The 19,251-nt window shown below is 73.5% G+C and carries 16 protein-coding genes; 10 read left to right on the top strand and 6 right to left on the bottom strand.

From position 1 onward, the window contains the following. Nucleotides 1–57 precede the first annotated feature (57 nt). Both ACO0M4_RS39335 and ACO0M4_RS39340 read left to right on the top strand, forming a co-directional pair. Nucleotides 58–1,695, top strand: a complete 1,638-nt coding sequence (locus tag ACO0M4_RS39335) for a hypothetical protein (protein WP_430375991.1) — start codon at nucleotides 58–60, stop codon at nucleotides 1,693–1,695. An 8-nt stretch (nucleotides 1,696–1,703) separates the two neighbouring features. Continuing rightward, the gene (locus tag ACO0M4_RS39340; protein ID WP_430375992.1) at nucleotides 1,704–1,868 is read left to right on the top strand and encodes a hypothetical protein; all 165 of its coding nucleotides are present in this window, start codon (nucleotides 1,704–1,706) and stop codon (nucleotides 1,866–1,868) included. A gap of 94 nt (nucleotides 1,869–1,962) precedes the next feature. Here the strand turns inward: ACO0M4_RS39340 and ACO0M4_RS39345 are convergent, their stop codons facing one another. From ACO0M4_RS39345 to ACO0M4_RS39355, 3 genes are all read right to left on the bottom strand, one after another. Further along, on the bottom strand, nucleotides 1,963–2,904 hold the full coding sequence (locus ACO0M4_RS39345; protein ID WP_430375994.1) for a 3-oxoacyl-ACP reductase: 942 nt from the start codon (nucleotides 2,902–2,904) through the stop codon (nucleotides 1,963–1,965). A gap of 110 nt (nucleotides 2,905–3,014) precedes the next feature. Then, nucleotides 3,015–4,091, bottom strand: coding sequence for a Zn-dependent alcohol dehydrogenase (locus ACO0M4_RS39350; RefSeq protein ID WP_430375995.1), 1,077 nt, complete (start codon nucleotides 4,089–4,091; stop codon nucleotides 3,015–3,017). Nucleotides 4,092–4,176: 85 nt separating this feature from the next. Next, nucleotides 4,177–5,091, bottom strand: coding sequence for a MaoC/PaaZ C-terminal domain-containing protein (locus tag ACO0M4_RS39355; protein ID WP_430375997.1), 915 nt, complete (start codon nucleotides 5,089–5,091; stop codon nucleotides 4,177–4,179). A gap of 540 nt (nucleotides 5,092–5,631) precedes the next feature. On the opposite strand from ACO0M4_RS39355, the gene ACO0M4_RS39360 reads away from it, so the two are divergent. The 4 genes from ACO0M4_RS39360 (at nucleotide 5,632) to ACO0M4_RS39375 (ending at nucleotide 9,230) form a co-directional block, all read left to right on the top strand. Next, nucleotides 5,632–6,540 (top strand): ABC transporter ATP-binding protein, encoded by a 909-nt coding sequence (locus ACO0M4_RS39360; RefSeq protein ID WP_430376073.1) that lies wholly within the window; start codon nucleotides 5,632–5,634, stop codon nucleotides 6,538–6,540. Next, nucleotides 6,540–7,268 carry an ABC transporter permease gene (locus ACO0M4_RS39365; protein ID WP_430375998.1) on the top strand — a complete coding sequence of 243 codons (729 nt, stop codon included), beginning with the start codon at nucleotides 6,540–6,542 and terminating at the stop codon, nucleotides 7,266–7,268. Before ACO0M4_RS39360 ends, ACO0M4_RS39365 begins: the two co-directional genes overlap by 1 nt. Nucleotides 7,269–7,356: 88 nt before the next feature. After that, the gene (locus ACO0M4_RS39370) at nucleotides 7,357–8,628 is read left to right on the top strand and encodes a histidine kinase (protein ID WP_430376000.1); all 1,272 of its coding nucleotides are present in this window, start codon (nucleotides 7,357–7,359) and stop codon (nucleotides 8,626–8,628) included. Continuing rightward, nucleotides 8,625–9,230, top strand: a complete 606-nt coding sequence (locus tag ACO0M4_RS39375; RefSeq protein ID WP_430376002.1) for a response regulator — start codon at nucleotides 8,625–8,627, stop codon at nucleotides 9,228–9,230. Before ACO0M4_RS39370 ends, ACO0M4_RS39375 begins: the two co-directional genes overlap by 4 nt. A 49-nt stretch (nucleotides 9,231–9,279) precedes the next feature. Here the strand turns inward: ACO0M4_RS39375 and ACO0M4_RS39380 are convergent, their stop codons facing one another. The 3 genes from ACO0M4_RS39380 to ACO0M4_RS39390 form a co-directional block, all read right to left on the bottom strand. Further along, nucleotides 9,280–10,725: an MFS transporter gene (locus ACO0M4_RS39380; RefSeq protein ID WP_430376004.1), complete on the bottom strand. Its 1,446-nt coding sequence runs from the start codon at nucleotides 10,723–10,725 to the stop codon at nucleotides 9,280–9,282. Between the two features lie 313 nt (nucleotides 10,726–11,038). Next, nucleotides 11,039–12,232, bottom strand: coding sequence for a lipid-transfer protein (locus ACO0M4_RS39385; RefSeq protein ID WP_430376006.1), 1,194 nt, complete (start codon nucleotides 12,230–12,232; stop codon nucleotides 11,039–11,041). Nucleotides 12,233–12,373: 141 nt separating this feature from the next. Then, nucleotides 12,374–14,560 (bottom strand): acyl-CoA dehydrogenase, encoded by a 2,187-nt coding sequence (locus tag ACO0M4_RS39390; protein ID WP_430376008.1) that lies wholly within the window; start codon nucleotides 14,558–14,560, stop codon nucleotides 12,374–12,376. Between the two features lie 786 nt (nucleotides 14,561–15,346). Here ACO0M4_RS39390 and ACO0M4_RS39395 point away from each other — a divergent pair. From ACO0M4_RS39395 to ACO0M4_RS39410, 4 genes are all read left to right on the top strand, one after another. Continuing rightward, nucleotides 15,347–16,006 (top strand): class I SAM-dependent methyltransferase, encoded by a 660-nt coding sequence (locus tag ACO0M4_RS39395; RefSeq protein ID WP_430376010.1) that lies wholly within the window; start codon nucleotides 15,347–15,349, stop codon nucleotides 16,004–16,006. Between the two features lie 19 nt (nucleotides 16,007–16,025). Then, nucleotides 16,026–16,934, top strand: a complete 909-nt coding sequence (locus ACO0M4_RS39400) for an N-acetylmuramoyl-L-alanine amidase (RefSeq protein WP_430376012.1) — start codon at nucleotides 16,026–16,028, stop codon at nucleotides 16,932–16,934. Nucleotides 16,935–17,126: 192 nt separating this feature from the next. Beyond that, nucleotides 17,127–17,951: a DUF5336 domain-containing protein gene (locus ACO0M4_RS39405; protein ID WP_430376014.1), complete on the top strand. Its 825-nt coding sequence runs from the start codon at nucleotides 17,127–17,129 to the stop codon at nucleotides 17,949–17,951. 173 nt (nucleotides 17,952–18,124) lie between these two features. Continuing rightward, a complete protein-coding gene (locus ACO0M4_RS39410) occupies nucleotides 18,125–19,135 on the top strand; it encodes an LLM class F420-dependent oxidoreductase (protein ID WP_430376016.1) in 1,011 nt (336 codons plus the stop codon). The last annotated feature ends 116 nt before the right edge of the window (nucleotides 19,136–19,251 follow it).

A 19,251-nucleotide genomic window follows, 5' to 3' on the forward strand; every position in this document is an offset into this window, starting at 1 on the left:
CTGCCGTTGATCGGCCGGAAGTGCGAAAACTAACGTCCCTCCACTGGAGGTGGCCCGATGACGATCTGTGCCAGTGAGGACGCCGCAGCGCTCGACAGTCCGCCCCGCGCGGCGCTGACCCTCGCCGCCGACGGCTCGTACGCAGCCCGGCTCACCCGTCATGACGATGCCGCCGGAAGCTGGTACCCGGAGCGCTGGACGATCAGCGGCCCGGAGCCGTACGCGGTCCCCCTGCCGGGCAGTCAGCCCGAGGAGCCGGACAGCGCCCTGCTGCCGCTCGCGGACGGCCGGGTGGTGATCGTCCGCCGGGTCGCCGACCGGTTCACCGTCTCCCTGCTCTCCCCGACCGGTCCGGGGACCCAGGAGGTCCTGGTCGGCGCGGTGGCGGCACAGGCACTGACGCTGCTGCCGCCCGCCCCCGGTGGGCTGCTCGGCTACGCGCTGGTGCCGGGTGCCGGGAGCACCGCGGTGTGGCGGGTGCACGGTGGGACGACCGGGCCCGAGCGGGTCGCCGTGGTGCCGGGCGGCTGTACCGGTGGGGCCTGGCTGGACCATGACGGACGACTGCTGGCGGTGGACCGGGAACTGGACGGTCGCACCAAGACCGTGGTGGTCGACCTGGCACGCGGCGGGGAGATCAGCCCGCTGCTCCAGATCACCGAGGAGAGCAACGACCGGCTGGTGCTCGCCGATCCGGAGAGCGGACTGCTACTGGTCCGGTCGGACGCCCCCGGCCGCGACCGGCTGGGCTGGGGCGTACTGGGCAGCAGCTTGCCGATGCGCTTCCCGGAGTGCCTGCGGGCGCCCGATATGGCGGTGACGCCGTTCGCGGTCCAATCGGGGCGGACCCTGCCGCCGGAGAACTGCGCGGTGGCGTTCCGGCTCGACTGCCTGGCCGGGACCCGGCTGGGCGTGTGGCGGCCCTCGGAGCGGCGGCTGCGGCAGTTCCCGGCCCCGGAGGGCTGGTTGGCGGGCAGCGGCCGGTGGGCGCCGAACGGCGAACTGCTGCTGCCGTACGCGACGGAGGCGGTGCCGTGCGGGGTGGCGCGGATGGCCGTACCGCTGGAGCCGGTTGCCGCGGCCGGAGCGCGGGCGGCGACGCGGGGGAAGACCGGGACGGATACGGCGCCGGAAGCGGGGGCGGAGCCGGAAGCGGAGGCGGGCGTTCCGGCGGCGGCGAACGGACGGACGGGGGCGGGCGTCCCGGCGGGGGTCGGGGGTCCGGCGGAAGCCAAGGTTGCGGCGGACGCCGGGGGTCCGGTCGTGGCGGGGAGTGCCGCGGAGGTCGTCGTGGGGAGTGCCGCGGAGGTCGTCGTTCCGCCAAGTGGCATTGCGGGCGCGAAGCTTGCGGATGCCCTGATTCCGCCTGATCCGGGGGCCGTGGGCGGCGGGAGGATTGTCCTGGATGCGATGGAAAACGGCGCCGACTCCACAGCATCTCCACAACCGAAGCCCCTGGCCGCGGAACCGCTCGGTATTCCCCCGCATCCCCGGATGTGCAGGCCAGTTCCCCTGCAACAGGCACCTCTCGCGACCCAGGAGTCCCTGTGGAGCGCCGATTCCCGCCCCGTTACTATTCCGGCGGGGGCTGTGCAGCCGGTTGACCCGGCCCCCGACGGCACCGCACGGGTCGCGTCCCGGCGGGAGCCGGGGGAGGTCCCGATGCGTACAGCCGTAAGCGATCTGACGGAGTGACTCTTTTCATGTCCGAAGCCCGAACCGACACGACCCAGGCGCGCCCGCAGGAGGCAGCCGCCCAGGCCACAGGCTCCGGCAGGCACCGCGGTCCGGCCGCCGCCAGCACGGAGGAGACGCAGGACGCCGCGCACGGCCGACACCGCCGGGAACACCAGATCCCGACCGGCTGAGCAGACCGGACAGCGCAGGCCGTGGCCCCCCCCCCCCCCCCCCGGGGGGGGGGGGCCACGGCCGTTGTGCGCCCCGCGCCCCGCGGGGACGCAGTCAGTCGTGCTTGAGGCCCAGCACCTCGGCGGCCGCGAAGGTCTCGTGCGCCGGCCGCCCCGCGTAGTACGGGGTGAGCAGACCGTCCAGCTCCTCGTAGCTGAAGACGTCCTTTGCCGTGTCGAACTTCGCGGCGATCCGCGGGCGTTCGGCGACCGCGACCATGCCGCCGTGCACGACGAGCAGCTGGCCGTTGATCCCGGCGGCGGCCGGCGAGGCGAGATAGCCGACGAGCGGCGCGACGTGCTCGGGCGCCAACGGGTCGAGCCGCCCGCCCTCCGGGACCTCGAACCCCGCGAAGACGTCCTCGGTCATCCGGGTGCGGGCGCGCGGGCAGATGGCGTTGGCGGTCACGCCGTACTTGGCCAGCGCCAGCGCCGTGGACGTCGTCAGGCCGACGATGCCGCCCTTGGCCGCGGCGTAGTTGGGCTGGCCCGCCGAGCCGGCCAGGAACGCCTCGGAGGAGGTGTTGACGATCCGCCCGAAGACCGGGCCGCCGGCCTCCTTGGAGCGGGCCCGCCAGTGGGCGGCGGCGAAATGGGTGGTGTTGAAGTGGCCTTTGAGGTGGACCCGGATCACCGAGTCCCACTCGTCCTCGGTCATCGAGAACACCATCCGGTCGCGCAGGATTCCCGCGTTGTTGACCAGGATGTCCAGCTGACCGTAGGTGTCGATCGCCAACTGGACGAGGGCGCCCGCCTGTTGGTGGTCGGCGACGTCGCCGGTGTGGGCGACGGCCTGTCCGCCGGCCGCGCGGATCTCCTCGGCGGCCTCCTCGGCGGGGGCGGCCGAGGCCGTGCCGGACCCGTCCCTGCCCGGCTGGCCGAAGTCGTTGACGACGACCCGGGCGCCGAGCCGGGCGAGTTCCAGGGCCTCGGCCCGGCCCAGTCCGCGGCCGGCACCGGTGACGATCGCGGTCCGGCCCTCCAGTGGCTGTGCCATGCGTGTCCTCTCCTGTGAAGTCCCGTGCGATCCGGTGAAGTCCCGTGCGGTCCCGTGAAGTCCCGTGCGGTCTCGTGCGGTCCCGTGGGGTCCGTCCCGGTGGTCGCCGCTCAGATCTCTATGCAGGTGCGCAGCGCGGTGCCCGAACGCATCTGGTCCAGGGCGTCGTTGATGCCGTCCAGCCGGACCCGGTGGGTGATCAGCCCTTCGAGGTCGATCCGGCCGGCCCGCCATAGGGCGATGGCCCGCTCGTAGGAGCGCAGCACGTCCGCGCCCCCGTAGAGCGACGGCAGGATCCGCTTCTCGTCGAAGAACAGCTCGAACATGTTGACCTGGAAGGTGTCGTCCAGCGCGCCGGCGCCGACCACGCAGAGGGTGCCGCCACGCCGGGTCGTCTCGTAGGCGGTGCGGGCGGTGGCGGACTTGCCGACGACTTCGAAGACGTAGTCGAAGCCCTCTCCCCCGGTGATACGGGCCTTGGCGTCGGCGAGTTCCTCGGGGGCGACGGCCTCGGTGGCGCCGAACCGGAGGGCGGCCTCCCGGCGGGCCGCCACCGGGTCGACGGCGATGATCTGGGCGGCGCCGCAGGCCCGCGCCCCTTGGATGACGGAGATGCCCACGCCGCCGCAGCCGATCACCGCGACCGAGGACCCGGCCTCCACCTTCGCGGTGTTGAAGGCCGCGCCGAGCCCGGTGGTGACCCCGCAGCCGATCAGGGCCGCGATCTCGTAGGGGACGTCGTCCGGGATCGGGACCGCGCAGTTGGCGGCGACCACCACCTCCTCGGCGAAGGTGCCGGTCCCGGCGAAGCCGAAGACCTCACCGCTGGGGCGCTTGAAGTTGGGGGTGCCGGCGTTCATGAATCCGGCCAGGCAGAGGTGTGTCTGACCCCGCTTGCAGGACGGACAGCTGCCGCAGGCGGGCAGCCAGCACATCAGGACCCGGTCGCCCGGCCGGAGGCCGGTGACCCCGTCGCCGACATCGAGGATCTCCCCGGCCCCCTCGTGCCCGGGGACGAACGGTGCGGGCTGCGGCAACACCCCGTTCATCGCGGAGAGATCGGAGTGGCACAGTCCGGTCGCCCGGATCCGGATCTTGACCCGGCCCGGTCCGAACCCCACCGCCTCGACGTCGTCGAGCACCTCCAGCTTGTCCCGTCCCGTCTCGTGCTGTACGGCTGCGCGCATCCGAGCGGCTCCTCTCGTACGTACGACATTCCGACCCCGGCCCGGCCAGCCGTCGGGGCTGTCGCGGCCTGGCGGCCGCTCGTCCTCAATCGCCGGACGGGCCTGTTGTGCTGTGCTCGACCACCGTGTCCGCCAACACCGGTGCGTCGTCCCGCTCGGCCGCGGTGACCGACACCCGGATGCGGCCGCCCTCGCCCTCCTCCGACTGCTCCCGCCACAGGCGGATCCGCAGCGTCTCCCCCGGGAACACCACCCCCGCGAACCGCGTCGTGTACGACCGCACCCGCGAGACGTCCCCGTCCAGGGCTGCGTCCACCACCGCCTTGAGCGTCACCCCGTAGGAGCACAGGCCGTGCAGGATCGGCCGGTCGAACCCGGCGAGCTTGGCGAACTCCGGGTCGGCGTGCAGCGGGTTCCAGTCGCCGGAGAGGCGGTACAGCAGCGCCTGGTCCTCGCGGACGAGGCGTTCGGTGGTCAGATCGGGCGCCCGGTCGGGGAGTTCGCCGCGGACCGAGGGTCCCCGTTCCCCGCCGAAGCCGCCCTCGCCCCGGACGAAGATCTGGGTGTCGCAGGTCCACAACGGGCCGTCCTCGTCGGCCACTTCGGAGCGCAGCACGATGACGGCCGCCTTGCCCTTGTCGTAGACGGCCGGGACGGTGGAGGTCTGGGTGGCGCGGCCGCGCACGGGGAGGGCACGGTGCACGGTGACGGTCTGTCCGCCGTGGAGGACGGCGGCCAGGTCGACGTCGATACCGGGGGCGGAGAGCCCGCCGGCCAGCGCCATCCTGCCGCCCGCGACGGTGGCGAAGCTGGGGAGCACGTGCAGGGCGCTCTCCAGGGTGTACCGGAGTTCGTCCGGGTCGGTGGCGGCGTGCGGATTCTCCGGGGTGGCCGCACCGGCACCGATGCCGAGGTGGTAGAGCTGGACGTCCTTGTGGTCCCAGACGAGTTCGGTGGTCCGAGGCTCGGCGGAGGTGGCCTTGGCGGCGTCGATGGGCATGGGGGTGCTGCTCCTTCACCACGGTGTGAGACCCCGGCCCGACCGTCCGCACCGTCGGCCGCGCCGGGGTCGTATCGGATCGGCGGGCCCGCGCTCGTCGGCGCACTCCGCCGGCGCCCGGCGCACTGCACTTCTAGAACGCGTTCTAGCCGATGGCTGTCATGTATAGCCGATGCGGGCCACGCCCGGAAGACCCCTGACGGTATGTCAGATGAGGGAAGCCCGGGGCGGCCCGGGGCGGCCGACCGCGCCGGCCGGCGCCCCGGGGTCCGCACCTTCCGGCCCGCCGACACATGACATTTGTCAGAGGTCTTTACACACATTCGCACCTGCCGCACGTCGGCAACTCTCCGTAATCTCTGAGACAGCGGGTGAAGACGTCACCGCACACCGCACGGCACGGACCTCACGCGGCCGGTCGGCGACGACGACCGGCGCGGAGAGCCGCGCCGACACAACGGGGAGGCAGTAATGGCAAGGACCACGAGCAGGGTGCGGGCACCCGGCGCGACCGGGGCGGCCGGGCCGGCGGGCACCGCGGTGACGTTCACCGGCGTCACCCACAGTTACGGCGCGGTGCGGGCCGTGGACGGGCTGGAGCTGACGATCGCCCCGGGCGAAACCGTGGCGCTGCTCGGGCGCAACGGCGCGGGCAAGTCCACCACCCTCAACATGCTGCTGGGCCTGCTGCCACCCACCGACGGGGAGGTCAGGCTGTTCGGCGGCACCCCGGAGTCGGCCGTGCGGGCGGGCAGAGTGGGCGCGATGCTCCAGGACGGCAAGCCCATCCCGCGGGTCACCGTCCGCGAGTTGGTCGGCTTCGTCGCCGCCACCTACCCCCGCCCGATGGACGTCGACGAGGCCCTGGAACTGGCCGGCCTCGACGCGTTCGCCGGGCGCCGGATCGACCGGCTCTCCGGGGGCCAGGCACAGCGCGTCCGCTTCGCGGTGGCCCTGGCCGGCAACCCCGAACTCCTGGTGCTGGACGAGCCCACCGCGGCGCTGGACGTGGAGGCGCGGCGCGCCTTCTGGGCCTCGATGCGCAGCTACGCCCGCCGTGGCAACACCGTGCTCTTCTCCACCCACTATCTGGAGGAGGCCGACGAGCACGCCGACCGGATCGTGGTGCTCGACCGCGGCCGGGTGGCGGCCGACGGCAGCGGTGCGGAGATCAGGCGGCGGGCCGGCGGCGCATCGGTCTCCCTCGACCTCGCCGGCGCGAGCAGCGAGCCGCTGACCGGACTGCCCGGGGTGTGCGCGGTGGAGATCCACGGCGACCGCGCCCGGCTGCGCACCACGGACTCCGACGCCACGGTCCGCGCACTGGCCGACCTCGATCTGATCCGCGGCCTCCAGGTCGCCCCGGCCAGCCTGGAGGACGCCTTCCTGGCCCTGACCACCACGACGCCCCCGGCCACCGACGCCCGGCCCACGAAGGAGACGGTGTGATGCTCGACTACGTCCGCCTGGAAGTCCGCCGCACCCTGCGCGACAAGGGCTTCGTGCTCTTCGGGATCGGGATGCCGGTGCTGATGTACGTGCTGTTCACCCATGTCGGCGCCGGGGCCGGCGCGGCGGCCGACGCGTGGAAGGTCTCCTCCATGGTCGGCCTCGCGGCGTACGGCGCGTTGGGGGCGGCGCTCGGCCTCGGCAACGGCGTCGCCGAGGACAAGGGCCTGGGCTGGCTGCGGCAACTGCGGATCACCCCGCTGACCCCGGCGCAGGTGGTGGCGGGCCGCGGGCTGACCGGCGCGGTGACGGTGCTGCCGGCCATCGGCGCGGTGCTCCTGGTGGGCGGGCTGGTCAACGGCGTCCGGATGGCGGCCTGGCAGTGGGCCGCGCTGGTCGTGCTGCTGTGGCTGGGCACCATACCGTTCACCCTGCTCGGCCTCGGCAACGGCTACCGCCTCTCCTCGCAGGCCACCGGGCTGGTCAACACCGGCTGCCTGCTGCTGCTTTCCGTGGTCGGCGGGCTGTGGTTCCCGGTCCAGGCGTTCCCCGGCTGGCTGCGCGCGCTGTCCTCCTGGACACCCGCCAACCGCTTCGCCGACCTCGGCCTGAGCGTCGCGCACGGCGACGCACCGGGACTGACGACAGTGGCGGTACTGGCCGCCTGGCTGGCACTCTTCGGCGGTTACGCGGTGTACGCGTACCGCCGGGCGGCACAGACACTGTGACCAGCGGTACGACGGACTGCGTGACGGCCGGCAGGCGCCTTCCCGCCGGCACGCGCGGCGATGAGTTCGGCACGGGGCAAGGGACGACATGAAGCGGATCAGACAGCAGTGGGACCGGCGCCAAGCGCCCGACGGCGCGGTGGAACGGTCGGCGTGCGGAGCGGCGACGCAGCCGGCCGACGAGAAGGAGAAGGGCCCCGGCCGGTACGCCTTCCTGCCCTGGCTGCTGATGGGGCTGGGCGCGTTCTCCAACGTCATCCAGGGCAAGTCCGGCAACCCCTGGCTGGCCGGCGCCGGCCTCCTCGCCTTCAACTCCCTCTACGTGACCGTCGTCTTCGCCGCCTTCAACCCCCGGCTGCGCGACACCCGCCGCCCGGTCTACGCACTGGCCGCGCTGACCGCCGTCACCTTCGCCATCGCGCTCGGCTTCGGGGGCAACTGGTTCCTGTTCTTCCCGCTGCTGTCGCTGGCCTCCGGTACGGTGCGGGCGCTGCGCGGCAAACCGCTCGGGATCTGGCTCATCGCGCTCAGCGGGACGGCCGGGTTCCTGTCCGGCTGGTGGGACGAGAACGCCTGGGGCTCGTTCGGCATCGGCTACGGCACGTTCCTGTCCGGGATGGTCACGGCCACCGTCCTCAGCCTCTTCGACACCATCCACGAGCTGCGGGCCACCCGCCAGGAGTTGGCCCGCAGCGCCGTGGAGAAGGAGCGGCTGCGATTCTCCCGCGATCTGCACGACCTGCTGGGCCACACCCTGTCGGTGGTGGTGGTGAAGGCCGAGGCGGTCCGCCGGCTGGCGCCCCGCAACCTCGACGCGGCGATGGCGCAGGCCGCCGACATCGAGGCGGTGGGCCGGCAGGCGCTGACCGAGATACGCGAGGCGGTCACCGGCTACCGCGAGGGCAGCCTGGCGACCGAACTGGACCGGGCCCGTTCGGCGCTGGACGGCGCCGGGATCGAGGCAGTGGTGCGGCGCGCCGGACCGCCACTGCCCACACAGGCCGAGGCGCTGCTGGGCTGGGTGGTCCGCGAGGGCGTCACCAACACCGTCCGGCACAGCGGCGCCACCCGCTGCGAGATCGAGGTGCACGCGGACGACGACCGGGTGCGGCTGACGATCACGGACGACGGCCACGGTCCCGTAAGCTCCGGTGCGTCCGACGCGGGCGGGTCCACCGCCTCGTCCGGCGCCGTCCCCGGATCGGTGGGCGGTACGGGCCTGATAGGGCTGACCGAGCGACTGGCCGCGGCGGGCGGCACGCTGCGCAGCGGCCCCGAAGGCCGGCGTGGTTTCCGCGTCACCGCCGAACTTCCGGTGGGCGCGGGCGATCTGGCGGATACGGAGGAGTGGGCCGGGTGATCAGGCTCCTGCTGGCCGAAGACCAGCGGATGATGTTGGGCGCCCTGGCGCTGCTGCTCAACCTTGAGGACGACATGGAGGTGGTGGCCCAGGTCCCGGCCGGTGACCAGATCGTCGACGCCGCGCTGGAGACCCGCCCGGACGTCGCGCTCCTGGACATCGAACTCCCCGGACGCAGCGGCCTGGACGCCGCCGCCGATCTGCGCGACCAACTGCCGTCGTGCAAGGTGCTGATCGTGACGACGTTCGGGCGGCCCGGTTATCTGCGCCGCGCCATGGAGGCCGGGGCGTCCGGTTTCCTGGTGAAGGACGGCCCGGTGGAGGACCTGGCGGCGGCGATCCGCCGGGTGCTGGCCGGTGAGCGGGTGATCGACCCGGGCCTGGCCGCCGCGGCCCTGAGCGCCGGCCCCAACCCGCTGACCCAACGCGAACAGGACGTCCTCACCGCCGCCGTGGACGGCGCGACGGTCTCCGACATCGCCGCCAAGCTGCACCTCTCGCAGGCCACGGTCCGCAACTACCTCTCGGCCGCCATCGGCAAGACCGGCACCCGTAACCGCATGGAGGCGGTCCGAGCGGCCCGCCGCAACGGCTGGCTGTAGCGGCCGGCAGACCCACGGCCGGACCACGGGCCTGCCGGCCGGGCCGTGGTCAGCCGTGGGCGACGTCCGTCCGCCGGCGCGGCAGCGCCAGCAGCATCAGCACGATGCTGACGGCCAGCGCCATCGCGCCGACCGCGAAGGCCGTGCCGTAGCCGCTGGCCAGGGCCGCCCGGCCGTGCCCCGCGGCGACCTGCGAGGCCGCGACGGTGGAGAGCACCGACAGGCCCAGCGCGCCGCCCATCTGCCGCGAGGTGTTGATCAGGCCGGAGACCAGGCCCTGGTCGGCCGGGTCGGCGCCGGAGGTGGCGATGGCGGCGACCGGCGTCGCGGTCAGTCCGGCGCCCAGCGCCATCAGGATGCCGGGGCCGAGGATCGTTCCGAGGTACGTCCCGTCCACCGTCATCGTGCTCTGCCACACCATCCCGGCCAGCGAGATCACCGCACCGCCGATCGCCAGCGTCTTGGCTCCGAGGCGGTTCATCAGCCGGGGCGCGAGCTTCGAACCCAGCACGATGCACAGCGAGTGCGGGAGGAAGGAGAGTCCGGCCCACAGGGGCGGGTAGGAGAGGACGTTCTGCATGTAGAGCGACAGGAAGTACCACATGGAGAACATCGCGGCGCCGGACAGCACCATCGCCGCGTTCGCCGAGGAGACCGACCGCAGCCGGAACAGCCCCAGCGGCATCAGCGGCGCCTTGGTGCGCGCCTCCACGGCGACGAAGACCGCGACCACCACCAGCCCGGCGACCAGCGGAAGCAGCGCGGCCGCCGATCCCCAGCCGTGCGTCTCGGTCTGCACGATGCCGTACGCCACCAGGCCGAGCCCGCCGGTCACCAGCAGCGCACCGGGCACGTCCAGCCGCCGCGCGGCGCCCTGCCGACTCTCGGCGAGCCACAGCACGGAACCGGTCAGCACCGCCGCCCCCACCGGCACGTTGATCAGCAACACCCAACGCCATGACAGGTATTCGGTGAGCACCCCGCCGACCAGGCCGCCCACCGCGCCGCCGCCCGCACCGACCGCCGTCCAGGTCGCGATGGCCCGCGTACGGGCCGGGCCGGCCGGGAACGACGTGGTCAGGATGGTGAGCGTGGCCGGGGAGAGCACCGCGGCCCCCACGCCCTGGATGGTGCGCGCGGCGATCAGTTGCCAGGGCTGCTGGGCGAGCCCGCCGGCCGCGCTCGCGACGGTGAACAGCGCCAGCCCGACGACGAAGATCCGCTTACGGCCGAAGATGTCGGCGGCCCGGCCGCCGAGCAGCATGAAGCCGGCGAAGGTGATCACGTAAGCGTTGACGATCCACTGCAGGCCCAGCTCGGACAGGCCCAGTCCGGAGCGCATGGCGGGCAGTGCCACGTTCACGACGGAGACGTCCAGCACGACCAGGAACTGTCCGGCGCAGACCAGCAGCATCACCAGCCAGGCCGGCGCGGCCGTCCGGCGCGCGGACGCGGACAGCGTGGAGGATGTGGCTATCGGGGGCATGCGCACCATGCTCGCACCGGACGCTCACCTACCGCATCGGGATATCGGTGCATCTGGCAACCACTCGGGTCCTAGGCCGGAGGACGTAGGGCGGGGCGGGGGCCTTAGGGGGTGGGGGCGAAGGTCCCCTAGGGGTCACGCGGGCCCCCGGGGAACCAACTACCCACACTGCACCGGGAGTTAACGTGGACAGCAGGGCCACTCTCCACCGTCTGGCCCTCGCCCCCGCCGCCCGGCCCTAGCCACCCACGGCCCGGCCCTCACCCCCGCGCACCCGTCGCCGTCGCCCCGCGCACCCTCTCCCCTCCCCCCGCCATCGCCCTCACTTCCGTAGCAGTGTGACCACCGCCGCACCGCCCAGGCCGATGTTGTGGGCGAGGCCGACGCGGGCGCCGGGGACCTGGCGGTCGCCGGCCGTGCCGCGGAGCTGCCAGACCAGCTCGGCCGCCTGGGCCAGGCCGGTGGCGCCCAGTGGGTGGCCCTTGGAGATCAGGCCGCCCGACGGGTTGACCACCCAGCGGCCGCCGTAGGTCGTGGCGCCGTCGGCGACCAGCTTCCCCGACTCGCCCACCGCGCACATCCCCAGCGCCTCGTACGTCAGCAGTTCGTTGATCGAGAAGCAGTCGTGCAGTTCGATCACGTCGACGTCCTCGATGCCTAGACCGCTGGCCTCGTAGACCTTCCGGGCCGCGGCCCGGCTCATCGGCGCGCCGACCACGTCGATGCAGGAGCCGGCGGCGAAGCTCTCCTCGGTGTCCGTGGTCATGGCCTGCCCAGCGATCTCCACCGCGCGGTCCGCCAGGCCGTGCTCGCGGACGAAGCGCTCGGAGGCGACCACCGCCGCCGCCGCGCCGTCGGAGGTCGGCGAGCACTGGAGCTTGGTGAGCGGACGGTGCACGGTGCGGGCGGCGAGGATCTCCTCGACGGTGTACACGTCCTGGAACTGGGCGTACGGATTGTGTGCGGAGTGCCGGTGGTTCTTGGCGCCGACCATGGCGAGTTGCTCGGCGGTCGTGCCGTGGCGCTCCATGTGCTCGCGGGCCGCGTTGCCGAAGATCTGGGCGGTGGGCGGGGTCATCTCGAAGCCGTGTGCCGCGGCCATCACCCCGTAGTGGCGGGCGACCGGCGAAGACGCGAAGTCACCGCCGTCCGCGCCGGCCCCCAGCGCGCCGCGCTTCATCTTCTCGAAGCCCAGCGCCAGTACGCAGTCGTTGAGGCCCGAGGCGACGAACTGACGGGCCATCATCAGCGCGGTGGAACCGGTGGCGCAGTTGTTGTTGACGTTGTAGACGGGGACGCCGGTCAGGCCCAGTTCGTACACGGCGCGCTGGCCGGCCGTGGATGCCTGGTAGCAGTAGCCGGCCGGTACCTGCTCGACGGCGTCGTAGTCGATGCCGGCGTCGGCGAGCGCCGCGCCGCCCGCCTCCTTCGCCATGTCCCAGTACTGCCAATCGCGGGTCTCCGGCTTCTCGAACCGGGTCATCCCGACGCCGATGATGTACGCCGTGCCGGCCATGCGAATCCTCCTGGGACCAGGTGACGGGCAGATGCGGAGCGGGGGGAGCGGGTGCGGAGCGGGTAGGGAAAGAGCTGACGGGGGCGGATAGGGAACGGGAACGGGCGGAGGGGGAACGGGCCGGGGTGTCGGCCCGCGGGGTCAGATGAGGGGGCGGGGTTCCGGGTCGCGGGGCAGGCCGAGGAGCCGTTCGGCGACGACGTTCAGCTGCACCTGGGTCGTACCGCCGGCGATGGTCAGGCAGCGCGACATCAGGAAGCCGTGCAGGGCCCGTTCGCCGGGGCCCTCGCGGACCGCGCCGGCCGGGCCGAGCAGTTCCAGGGCCAGGTCGGCGACCTTCTGCTGGTGTGCGGTCTGCACCAGCTTGCGGATGCTGGCGCCGGCACCCGGCTCCCGGCCCGACACCTGCTGGAGCGTGGTGCGCAGCCCGATGCAGCCGAGCGCGTGCGCCTCGGCCAGCAGCGCCCCGACGCGGGCGCGGACGGCGCCGTCCAGTTCGGCGGAGCGGCCCAGCAGCACCTCCAGGCCGGTGTCGAAGGCCATCTGGTCGGCCATGTGGACGCGTTCGTTGCCGAGGGTGGTGCGGGCGACCCGCCAGCCGTCGTCGACCGCGCCGACCACCGCGTCCGCCGGCAGCAGCACGTCGTCGAAGTAGACCTCGTTGAAGAGGGCGTCGCCGGTGATCTCCTTCAGGGGGCGGACGTCGATCCCCGGAGTCGACATATCGATGACGAAGAAGGTCAGGCCGCGGTGCTTGGGCGCGTCCGGGTCGGTGCGGGCGAGCAGGATGCCGTGGCCGGCCGCCTGGGCGGCCGACGTCCACACCTTCTGGCCGTTGACCCGCCAGCCGCCGTCCGCGGTGCGCTCCGCGCGAGTGCGCAGTGAGGCCAGGTCGGAACCGGCCTCCGGCTCGGAGAACAGCTGGCACCACAGGAGGTCACCGCGCAGCGTCGGCGGCAGGTACCGCTCCTGCTGCGCGGCGGTGCCGTGGGCGAGGAGCGCGGGCACCACCCAGGTGGCGATGCCCAGTTCGCCGACCCGGACACCGGCGGCGGCCATTTCCTGCTGGATGGCGAGCTGTTCGACCGGGCCGGCGCCCCGTCCGTACGGGGCGGGCAGATGGGGCGCGGCGTATCCGGTGGGGGCCAGTGCGCGGCGGGCGCCGGCGGGGTCCAGGCCGCACGCCCGGTCGACGGCGGCGCGGGCCCGGTCCCGGAACTCCGCGGCCTCGGCGGGGAGTTCCAGCCGGAGCTCGCGGCGGGCGCCGGCCGCGGCGTGCCGGGCGGCGCGCAGCCGGTGGGTGTCGCCGCCGCCGAGCAGTTGACGGGCGGTGACCGCGCGGCGCAGATGGAGGTGGGCGTCGTGCTCCCAGGTGAAGCCGATACCGCCGAGGACCTGGATGCAGTCCTTGGCGCAGCCGACGGCGGCGTCCAGGGCGGTCGCGGTGGCCAGGGCGGCGACCAGACCGCGCACCTCGGGCGGTGCGTCGCCGGCCCGGGCCGCGTCCCAGACCAGGGCGCGGGCCTGCTCGCAGCGGACGAGCATCTCGGCGCAGAGGTGCTTGACGCCCTGGAACTGGCCGATCGGGCGGCCGAACTGCTCGCGTACCGCGGCGTGCTCGGCGGCAGTGTGCAGCGCCCAGGCGGCGGTTCCGCAGCCTTCCGCGGCGAACAGCACCCCGGCGAGGTCGCGGACCAGGGCGCCGTCGACCGCCAGCCGCCGGTCGGCGGGGACCGTCGCGCCGTCCGCGCGGACCTCGGCGGTCGGCCGGGTCGGGTCGGCGCTGTCCTGGACGCGGACGGCGAGTGCGGCGGCGTCCACCGCCAGCCACACCGTCCCCGTGGCGGCCTCCGCGGCGAGCACGAACAGATCGGCGTCGCCGCCGGCGAGGACGGGCGGGGCGGCGCCGTCGAGGAGGTAGCCGTCGGCACCCTCCACCGCGGTGAACGAGCCGCTGCCGAGGGCGACCGCGGCGATCCGCTCGCCGGTGACCAGCGCCCGCACGAGGTGCCGGGGTGCGCCACCGCGGTGCAGCAGCGTGGCGGCGAGGACGGTGGGCAGGTACGGGCCGGGGAGCGCGGCCCGGCCGAACTCCTCCAGGACGACGGCGAGATCGAGCAAGTCGCCGCCGCCCCCGCCGTCGGCCTCCGGGAGGTGGAGGCCGAGCAGTCCCTGTTTGGCGAGCCCGTCCCAGTGGGCGGGGCGGCCGGTCCGCGCCGGTGCGGCGTCGAGCAGCTTGCGCACGTCTTCGGGCGGTACGGCCCGCGCCGCCCAGCCACGCGCCGCCTCCGCGAGGTCACGATGGTCCTGCGTGATTCCGATGCCCATGCCCGGCAGAGTAGAACACGTTCCAATCTGACGGAAGGTCAGATGAACGTCGGTTGCCCGGCGACCAGCGACCAGCGACCAGCGACCAGCGACCAGCGACCAGCGACCAGCGACCAGCGACCAGCGACCAGCGACCAGCGACCAGCGACCAGCGACCAGCGACCAGCGACCAGCGACCAGCGACCAGCGACCAGCGACCAGCGGAAAACGGTCCTGCCCTGGGCCGGAAACGGTTCGGTGAATTTCGTGCGGGCCGTTCACTATTCCGGCGCGGATCCGCGCGGCGGTTTATCGACCAGCCTTTCCCCGTGTGGTTTCGGGAAGCTTCCGGCATCCGTTCCCGGGTGCTTCGCCACCCGTTCCCGACACCACCACGCGGGACGTTTGAACGAGTGCGCGTTCCCCCCTCCCACTCCTCCTCCCACTCCCCCTCTCGCTGCTCCTCTCCTTCCCTTCTCGTTCCACGGGTGCGGAATGCGGCGAATTCACGGATGCCGGGAAGCGCCGTCCGGTAACCGGAGCATGTCGCGGGCGGGAAGGCCGAGTTCTCCGGCTCTCGGGGTTACCGGGGTTCTCCGGTGCCGTCCCACGGGAACGGCGCCCCGGCCGCCCCGCCGGCGCGCAGTACGGCCGGGAACCCGCCCGGAAGCCGGCCCGGAATCCGGAGATACGAACCCCCGTTCCGTTATCGCGCGGCCCGTACGGCACCATCCATAGGCACGACCCGCACAGCTCACCCAGCTCACCCAGCCCACACCACCCGCAGGATCCACCAGGAGGAAGCCCATGACCGCCCCCACGGCCCCGACCGCACCCCGGCCGGAGATCCTCGCCGCGTTCGAGGAGGCGAAGGGTTTCATGCCGGTGGACGAGGGGCTCGCCCTGTATGCGGTGGCCGGTGAGGCGGCCGCACTGGGGCTGCCGCTGGTGGAGATCGGCACCTACTGCGGCCGCTCCACGCTGCTGCTCGCCGAGGCGGCGCGCGCCGCCGGGGTGATGGCCGTCACCGTGGACCACCACCGGGGCAGCGAGGAGCAGCAGCCCGGCTGGGAGTACCACGATCCGGAGGTCGTCGATCCGGTCGTCGGCCGGATGGACACCCTGACCACCTTCCGCCGCACCCTGCACGCGGCGGGCCTGGAGGACCGGGTGATCGCGCTGGTCGGCCGTTCGCCGCAGATCGCGGCCCTGTGGCAGGCGCCGGCCGGTCTGGTCTTCATCGACGGCGGGCACACCGACGAGCACGCCACCGCCGACTACGAGGGCTGGGCCCCGCACGTCGCGGACGGCGGGCTGCTGGTGATCCACGACGTCTTCCCGGACCCGGCGGACGGCGGCCAGGCCCCGTACCGCATCTACTGCCGGGCCCTGGCGTCCGGCGCGTTCACCGAGGTCGCGGTGCACGGTTCGCTGCGCGTCCTGCGGCGGACCGGGGCCGGAATCTGAGCAGGCTACGATCGCGCAGGTGTCGAACGGCAGTACTTTCCCTCCGCCCCGCCGCTCGCGCGGCATCCTGCTGATCGCGTTGGCCGTGGTGATGGCCGTCGGGGTCGGCGGCTGGCTGGTGTGGCGGTCGCCGGGCGGCGGCCCCTCCCCCGCCGGCGCCACCGCCTCCGGTTCGCCGTCCGCACACGGGGGCGAGGCCGGCAGCGACGCCCCCACGGCCGGTGCGGGCAGCCCGGCCCCCACGGACGGGCCGCACCGCCTCCAGGGCAAGACCGTATTGCTCGACCCCGGCCACAACCCGGGCAACCGCGACCACACGGCGCAGATCGCCCGGCTCGTGGACATCGGCAACGACCGCAAGGAGTGCGACACCACCGGCACCGCCACCAACGGCGGCTACGCCGAGGCGGCGTTCACGCTGGACGTCGTCCGGCGGGCCCGGGCGCTGCTCCAGGAGGAGGGCGCCAAGGTCGTGCTCACCCAGGACGGCGACCGTGCGTACGGGCCGTGCGTGGACGGGCGGGCCGCGGCGGGGAACCGCGCGCACGCCGACGCCGCGGTCTCGGTCCACGCCGACGGGTCGGCCGCCGGCAACCGCGGCTTCCACGTCATCCTGCCGGCGCCGGTCACCGCGGGCACGGCCGACACCTCCCGGATCGTCGGGCCGTCGCGGAAACTGGGCGAGGGACTGGCGGACCGTTTCGCGGCGGCGACCGGAAGCGCCCGTTCCAATTACGTCGGCCACGGGACCGGGCTGGACATCCGCTCCGATCTCGGCGGACTGAACCTCTCCACGGTGCCGAAGGTGTTCATCGAGTGCGGCAATATGCGCGACCCGAAGGACGCCGCGCAATTGACCGACGCGGAGTGGCGGGAAAAGGCGGCCCGCGGGATCACGGAGGGCATTACGGACTTCTTGACGCGCTGAACGAACTTCCGGACGCGCCGAACGGACTTCCGACCGCGGGCCGCATCGATACCCGCGGGCGGCCCACAGGATTCGACGATAGGTTCCCTTTACGATGGGGGGCCATCGCCGTGCCTCGCACCGCGCGCCAGCGACAGCGTCGACGCCCTCACCGAGTCGACCAGGAACACGAAACCGACAAAGGACCTTTACGTGAACATCCGCTCCCTCAGTCGAGGCGACGGCGTGGTGATCGGAGCAGCGGTGCTGCTGTTGATCGCCTCGTTCCTCAGCCTCTACTCGTACGGCGACGTAAACGCCTGGCAATCGCTGCACCTACTGATGAGCGTCTACCTGGCCGGCGTCATCGCGGCCGCGCTGATCGTCACGGCGCGGGCCCTGCCGCAGCCGCGCAAGGTCGCCGGGCTGGAGATCGGGCAGTTCGGCGTGGCGCTGTCCGTGTTCGCCGCCTGGACCTCGTTCTGGGCGATCATCGACAGCCGTGGCGCGGGCATCGGACTGGTCATCGGCCTGATCGCCGCGCTGGCCCAGGCGGGCGCCGCGGTGGCCACCCCGCTCGTCCCGGCACTGAAGGTCGCCCTGGTCGGCGCACCGCGCCCGCAGGTCGCCAGCCCGTACGGCGCCGCCGGCGGCACCCAGGGCTACGGCTACCCCGGCGCCCAGCAGCCGGGCGGCTACGGCTACCCGGGCGGCCAGCAGCAGCCCGGCGGCCCGCAGCAGCCCGGCCAGGGCTACGGCGGCCAGCAGGCTCCCGCCGGGGAGTCCGACGCCACCGTCGCCGGTGCGGCGGGGGCCACCGCGGCGGCCGGTAGCCCGGCGGACTTCTCCCCGTTCTGGTTCGCGGTGCCGGTGGCCCGCCCGCTGTACGGCGAGGAGGGCTCGCCGTCGCCGATCGCCGAACTGGCGCCCGGCACCTGGTACCTCGCGGTGGAGCAGCGCGGCGCCGCGCTGATCGCGCAGACCCAGGACGGCCGGCGCGGCATCCTCCAGGACACCACCGGCATCCAGCGCGGCTGACGCCGCCGGCACCCCGCGGTCCTGTCGCGGCCTTCGGGCCGGTCCGGCCCCTCGCCCTCGCGGGCGGGGGGCCGTTGCCATGTCCGCGGCGGCGCCGTACAGTGCGCGGACCAGCGAACTGACGCACCGTCAGGACGCGGTAGGCAACCGGTCATCGGAAGAGGGGCGGACCCATGCGGCTCGGGCTGGCACTCGGCTACTGGGGCCGCGGCCCCGACCCCCGGCACCTCGAACTCGCCCGCGAGGCCGAGCGCCTGGGCTACGACTCGGTGTGGACCGCGGAAGCCTGGGGCTCCGACGCGTTCACCGCGCTCACCTGGATCGCCGCGCACACCTCCCGGATCAAACTGGGCACCGGCATCGCCCAGATGGCCGCCCGCACCCCCACCGCCACCGCGATGCACGCGCTCACCCTCGACCATCTCTCGGGCGGGCGGGTGATGCTGGGCCTGGGGCTGTCCGGGCCGCAGGTCGTCGAGGGCTGGTACGGCCGGCCGTTCCCCAAGAGCCCGCTGACCGCCACCCGGGAATACGTGACCGTCATCCGCCAAGTGCTGGCCCGCGAGGGCCCGGTGACGGTCGACGGCCGCTTCCACCCCCACCCCTACCAGGGCCCGGACGGCACCGGCCTGGGCAAACCGCTGAAGCCCATCACCCATCCGCTGCGGGCCGACCTGCCCGTCCTGCTGGGCGCGGAAGGGCCCCGCAACATCGCCCAGACCACCCGCATCGCGGACGGCTGGCTGCCGCTGTACTGGTCACCCACCCGCCCCGAGGTCTACCGGGAGTCGCTGGCCGACGCCCCGGACGGCTTCCTGATCGCTCCCATGGTGCGCGCCATGGTCTGCGACGACGTCGCCGAGGGGCTGCTGCCGGTCAAGGCGATGCTCGGCTTCTACATCGGCGGGATGGGACACGCGGCCAAGAACTTCCACGCCGATCTGATGGCGCGGATGGGCTTCGCGGAGGAGGCCCGGCGGGTACAGCGACTCTTCGCCGAAGGCCGCAGGGAAGAAGCGGTACTGGCCGTTCCGGACGCCTTCGCCGATGAGATCTCGCTGATCGGCCCCCGCGAACGGATCGCGGAACGGCTGGCGTCGTGGCACGCGGGACCGATCACCGACCTACTGGTGACCGCCCCCGATCCCCGGACACTGCGGGTACTGGCCGAGCTGGTCGCCTAGGGCGTGGGCTTCCCACCGGGCCGCTGCGCGGGGCCTCGCCGTACGTGGTTGGCGTTCTCGCCGTTGCGCCTGCGGCGGGCGGGGCCGCTGCGCGGGCTGGTCGGCCGCGGTGCCGG

The sequence above is a fragment of the Streptomyces sp. RGM 3693 genome (assembly GCF_050471125.1).
Taxonomy (GTDB): Bacteria; Actinomycetota; Actinomycetes; order Streptomycetales; family Streptomycetaceae; genus Streptomyces.

Coding starts and splice junctions, on each gene's coding strand:
- ACO0M4_RS39380 (WP_430376004.1), bottom strand. CDS start 10,725: ATGGTGCGCATGCCCCCGATAGCCACATCCTCCACGCTGTCCGCGTCC.
- ACO0M4_RS39340 (WP_430375992.1), top strand. CDS start 1,704: ATGTCCGAAGCCCGAACCGACACGACCCAGGCGCGCCCGCAGGAGGCA.
- ACO0M4_RS39335 (WP_430375991.1), top strand. CDS start 58: ATGACGATCTGTGCCAGTGAGGACGCCGCAGCGCTCGACAGTCCGCCC.
- ACO0M4_RS39370 (WP_430376000.1), top strand. CDS start 7,357: ATGAAGCGGATCAGACAGCAGTGGGACCGGCGCCAAGCGCCCGACGGC.
- ACO0M4_RS39395 (WP_430376010.1), top strand. CDS start 15,347: ATGACCGCCCCCACGGCCCCGACCGCACCCCGGCCGGAGATCCTCGCC.
- ACO0M4_RS39390 (WP_430376008.1), bottom strand. CDS start 14,560: ATGGGCATCGGAATCACGCAGGACCATCGTGACCTCGCGGAGGCGGCG.
- ACO0M4_RS39410 (WP_430376016.1), top strand. CDS start 18,125: ATGCGGCTCGGGCTGGCACTCGGCTACTGGGGCCGCGGCCCCGACCCC.
- ACO0M4_RS39385 (WP_430376006.1), bottom strand. CDS start 12,232: ATGGCCGGCACGGCGTACATCATCGGCGTCGGGATGACCCGGTTCGAG.
- ACO0M4_RS39365 (WP_430375998.1), top strand. CDS start 6,540: ATGCTCGACTACGTCCGCCTGGAAGTCCGCCGCACCCTGCGCGACAAG.
- ACO0M4_RS39350 (WP_430375995.1), bottom strand. CDS start 4,091: ATGCGCGCAGCCGTACAGCACGAGACGGGACGGGACAAGCTGGAGGTG.
- ACO0M4_RS39355 (WP_430375997.1), bottom strand. CDS start 5,091: ATGCCCATCGACGCCGCCAAGGCCACCTCCGCCGAGCCTCGGACCACC.
- ACO0M4_RS39345 (WP_430375994.1), bottom strand. CDS start 2,904: ATGGCACAGCCACTGGAGGGCCGGACCGCGATCGTCACCGGTGCCGGC.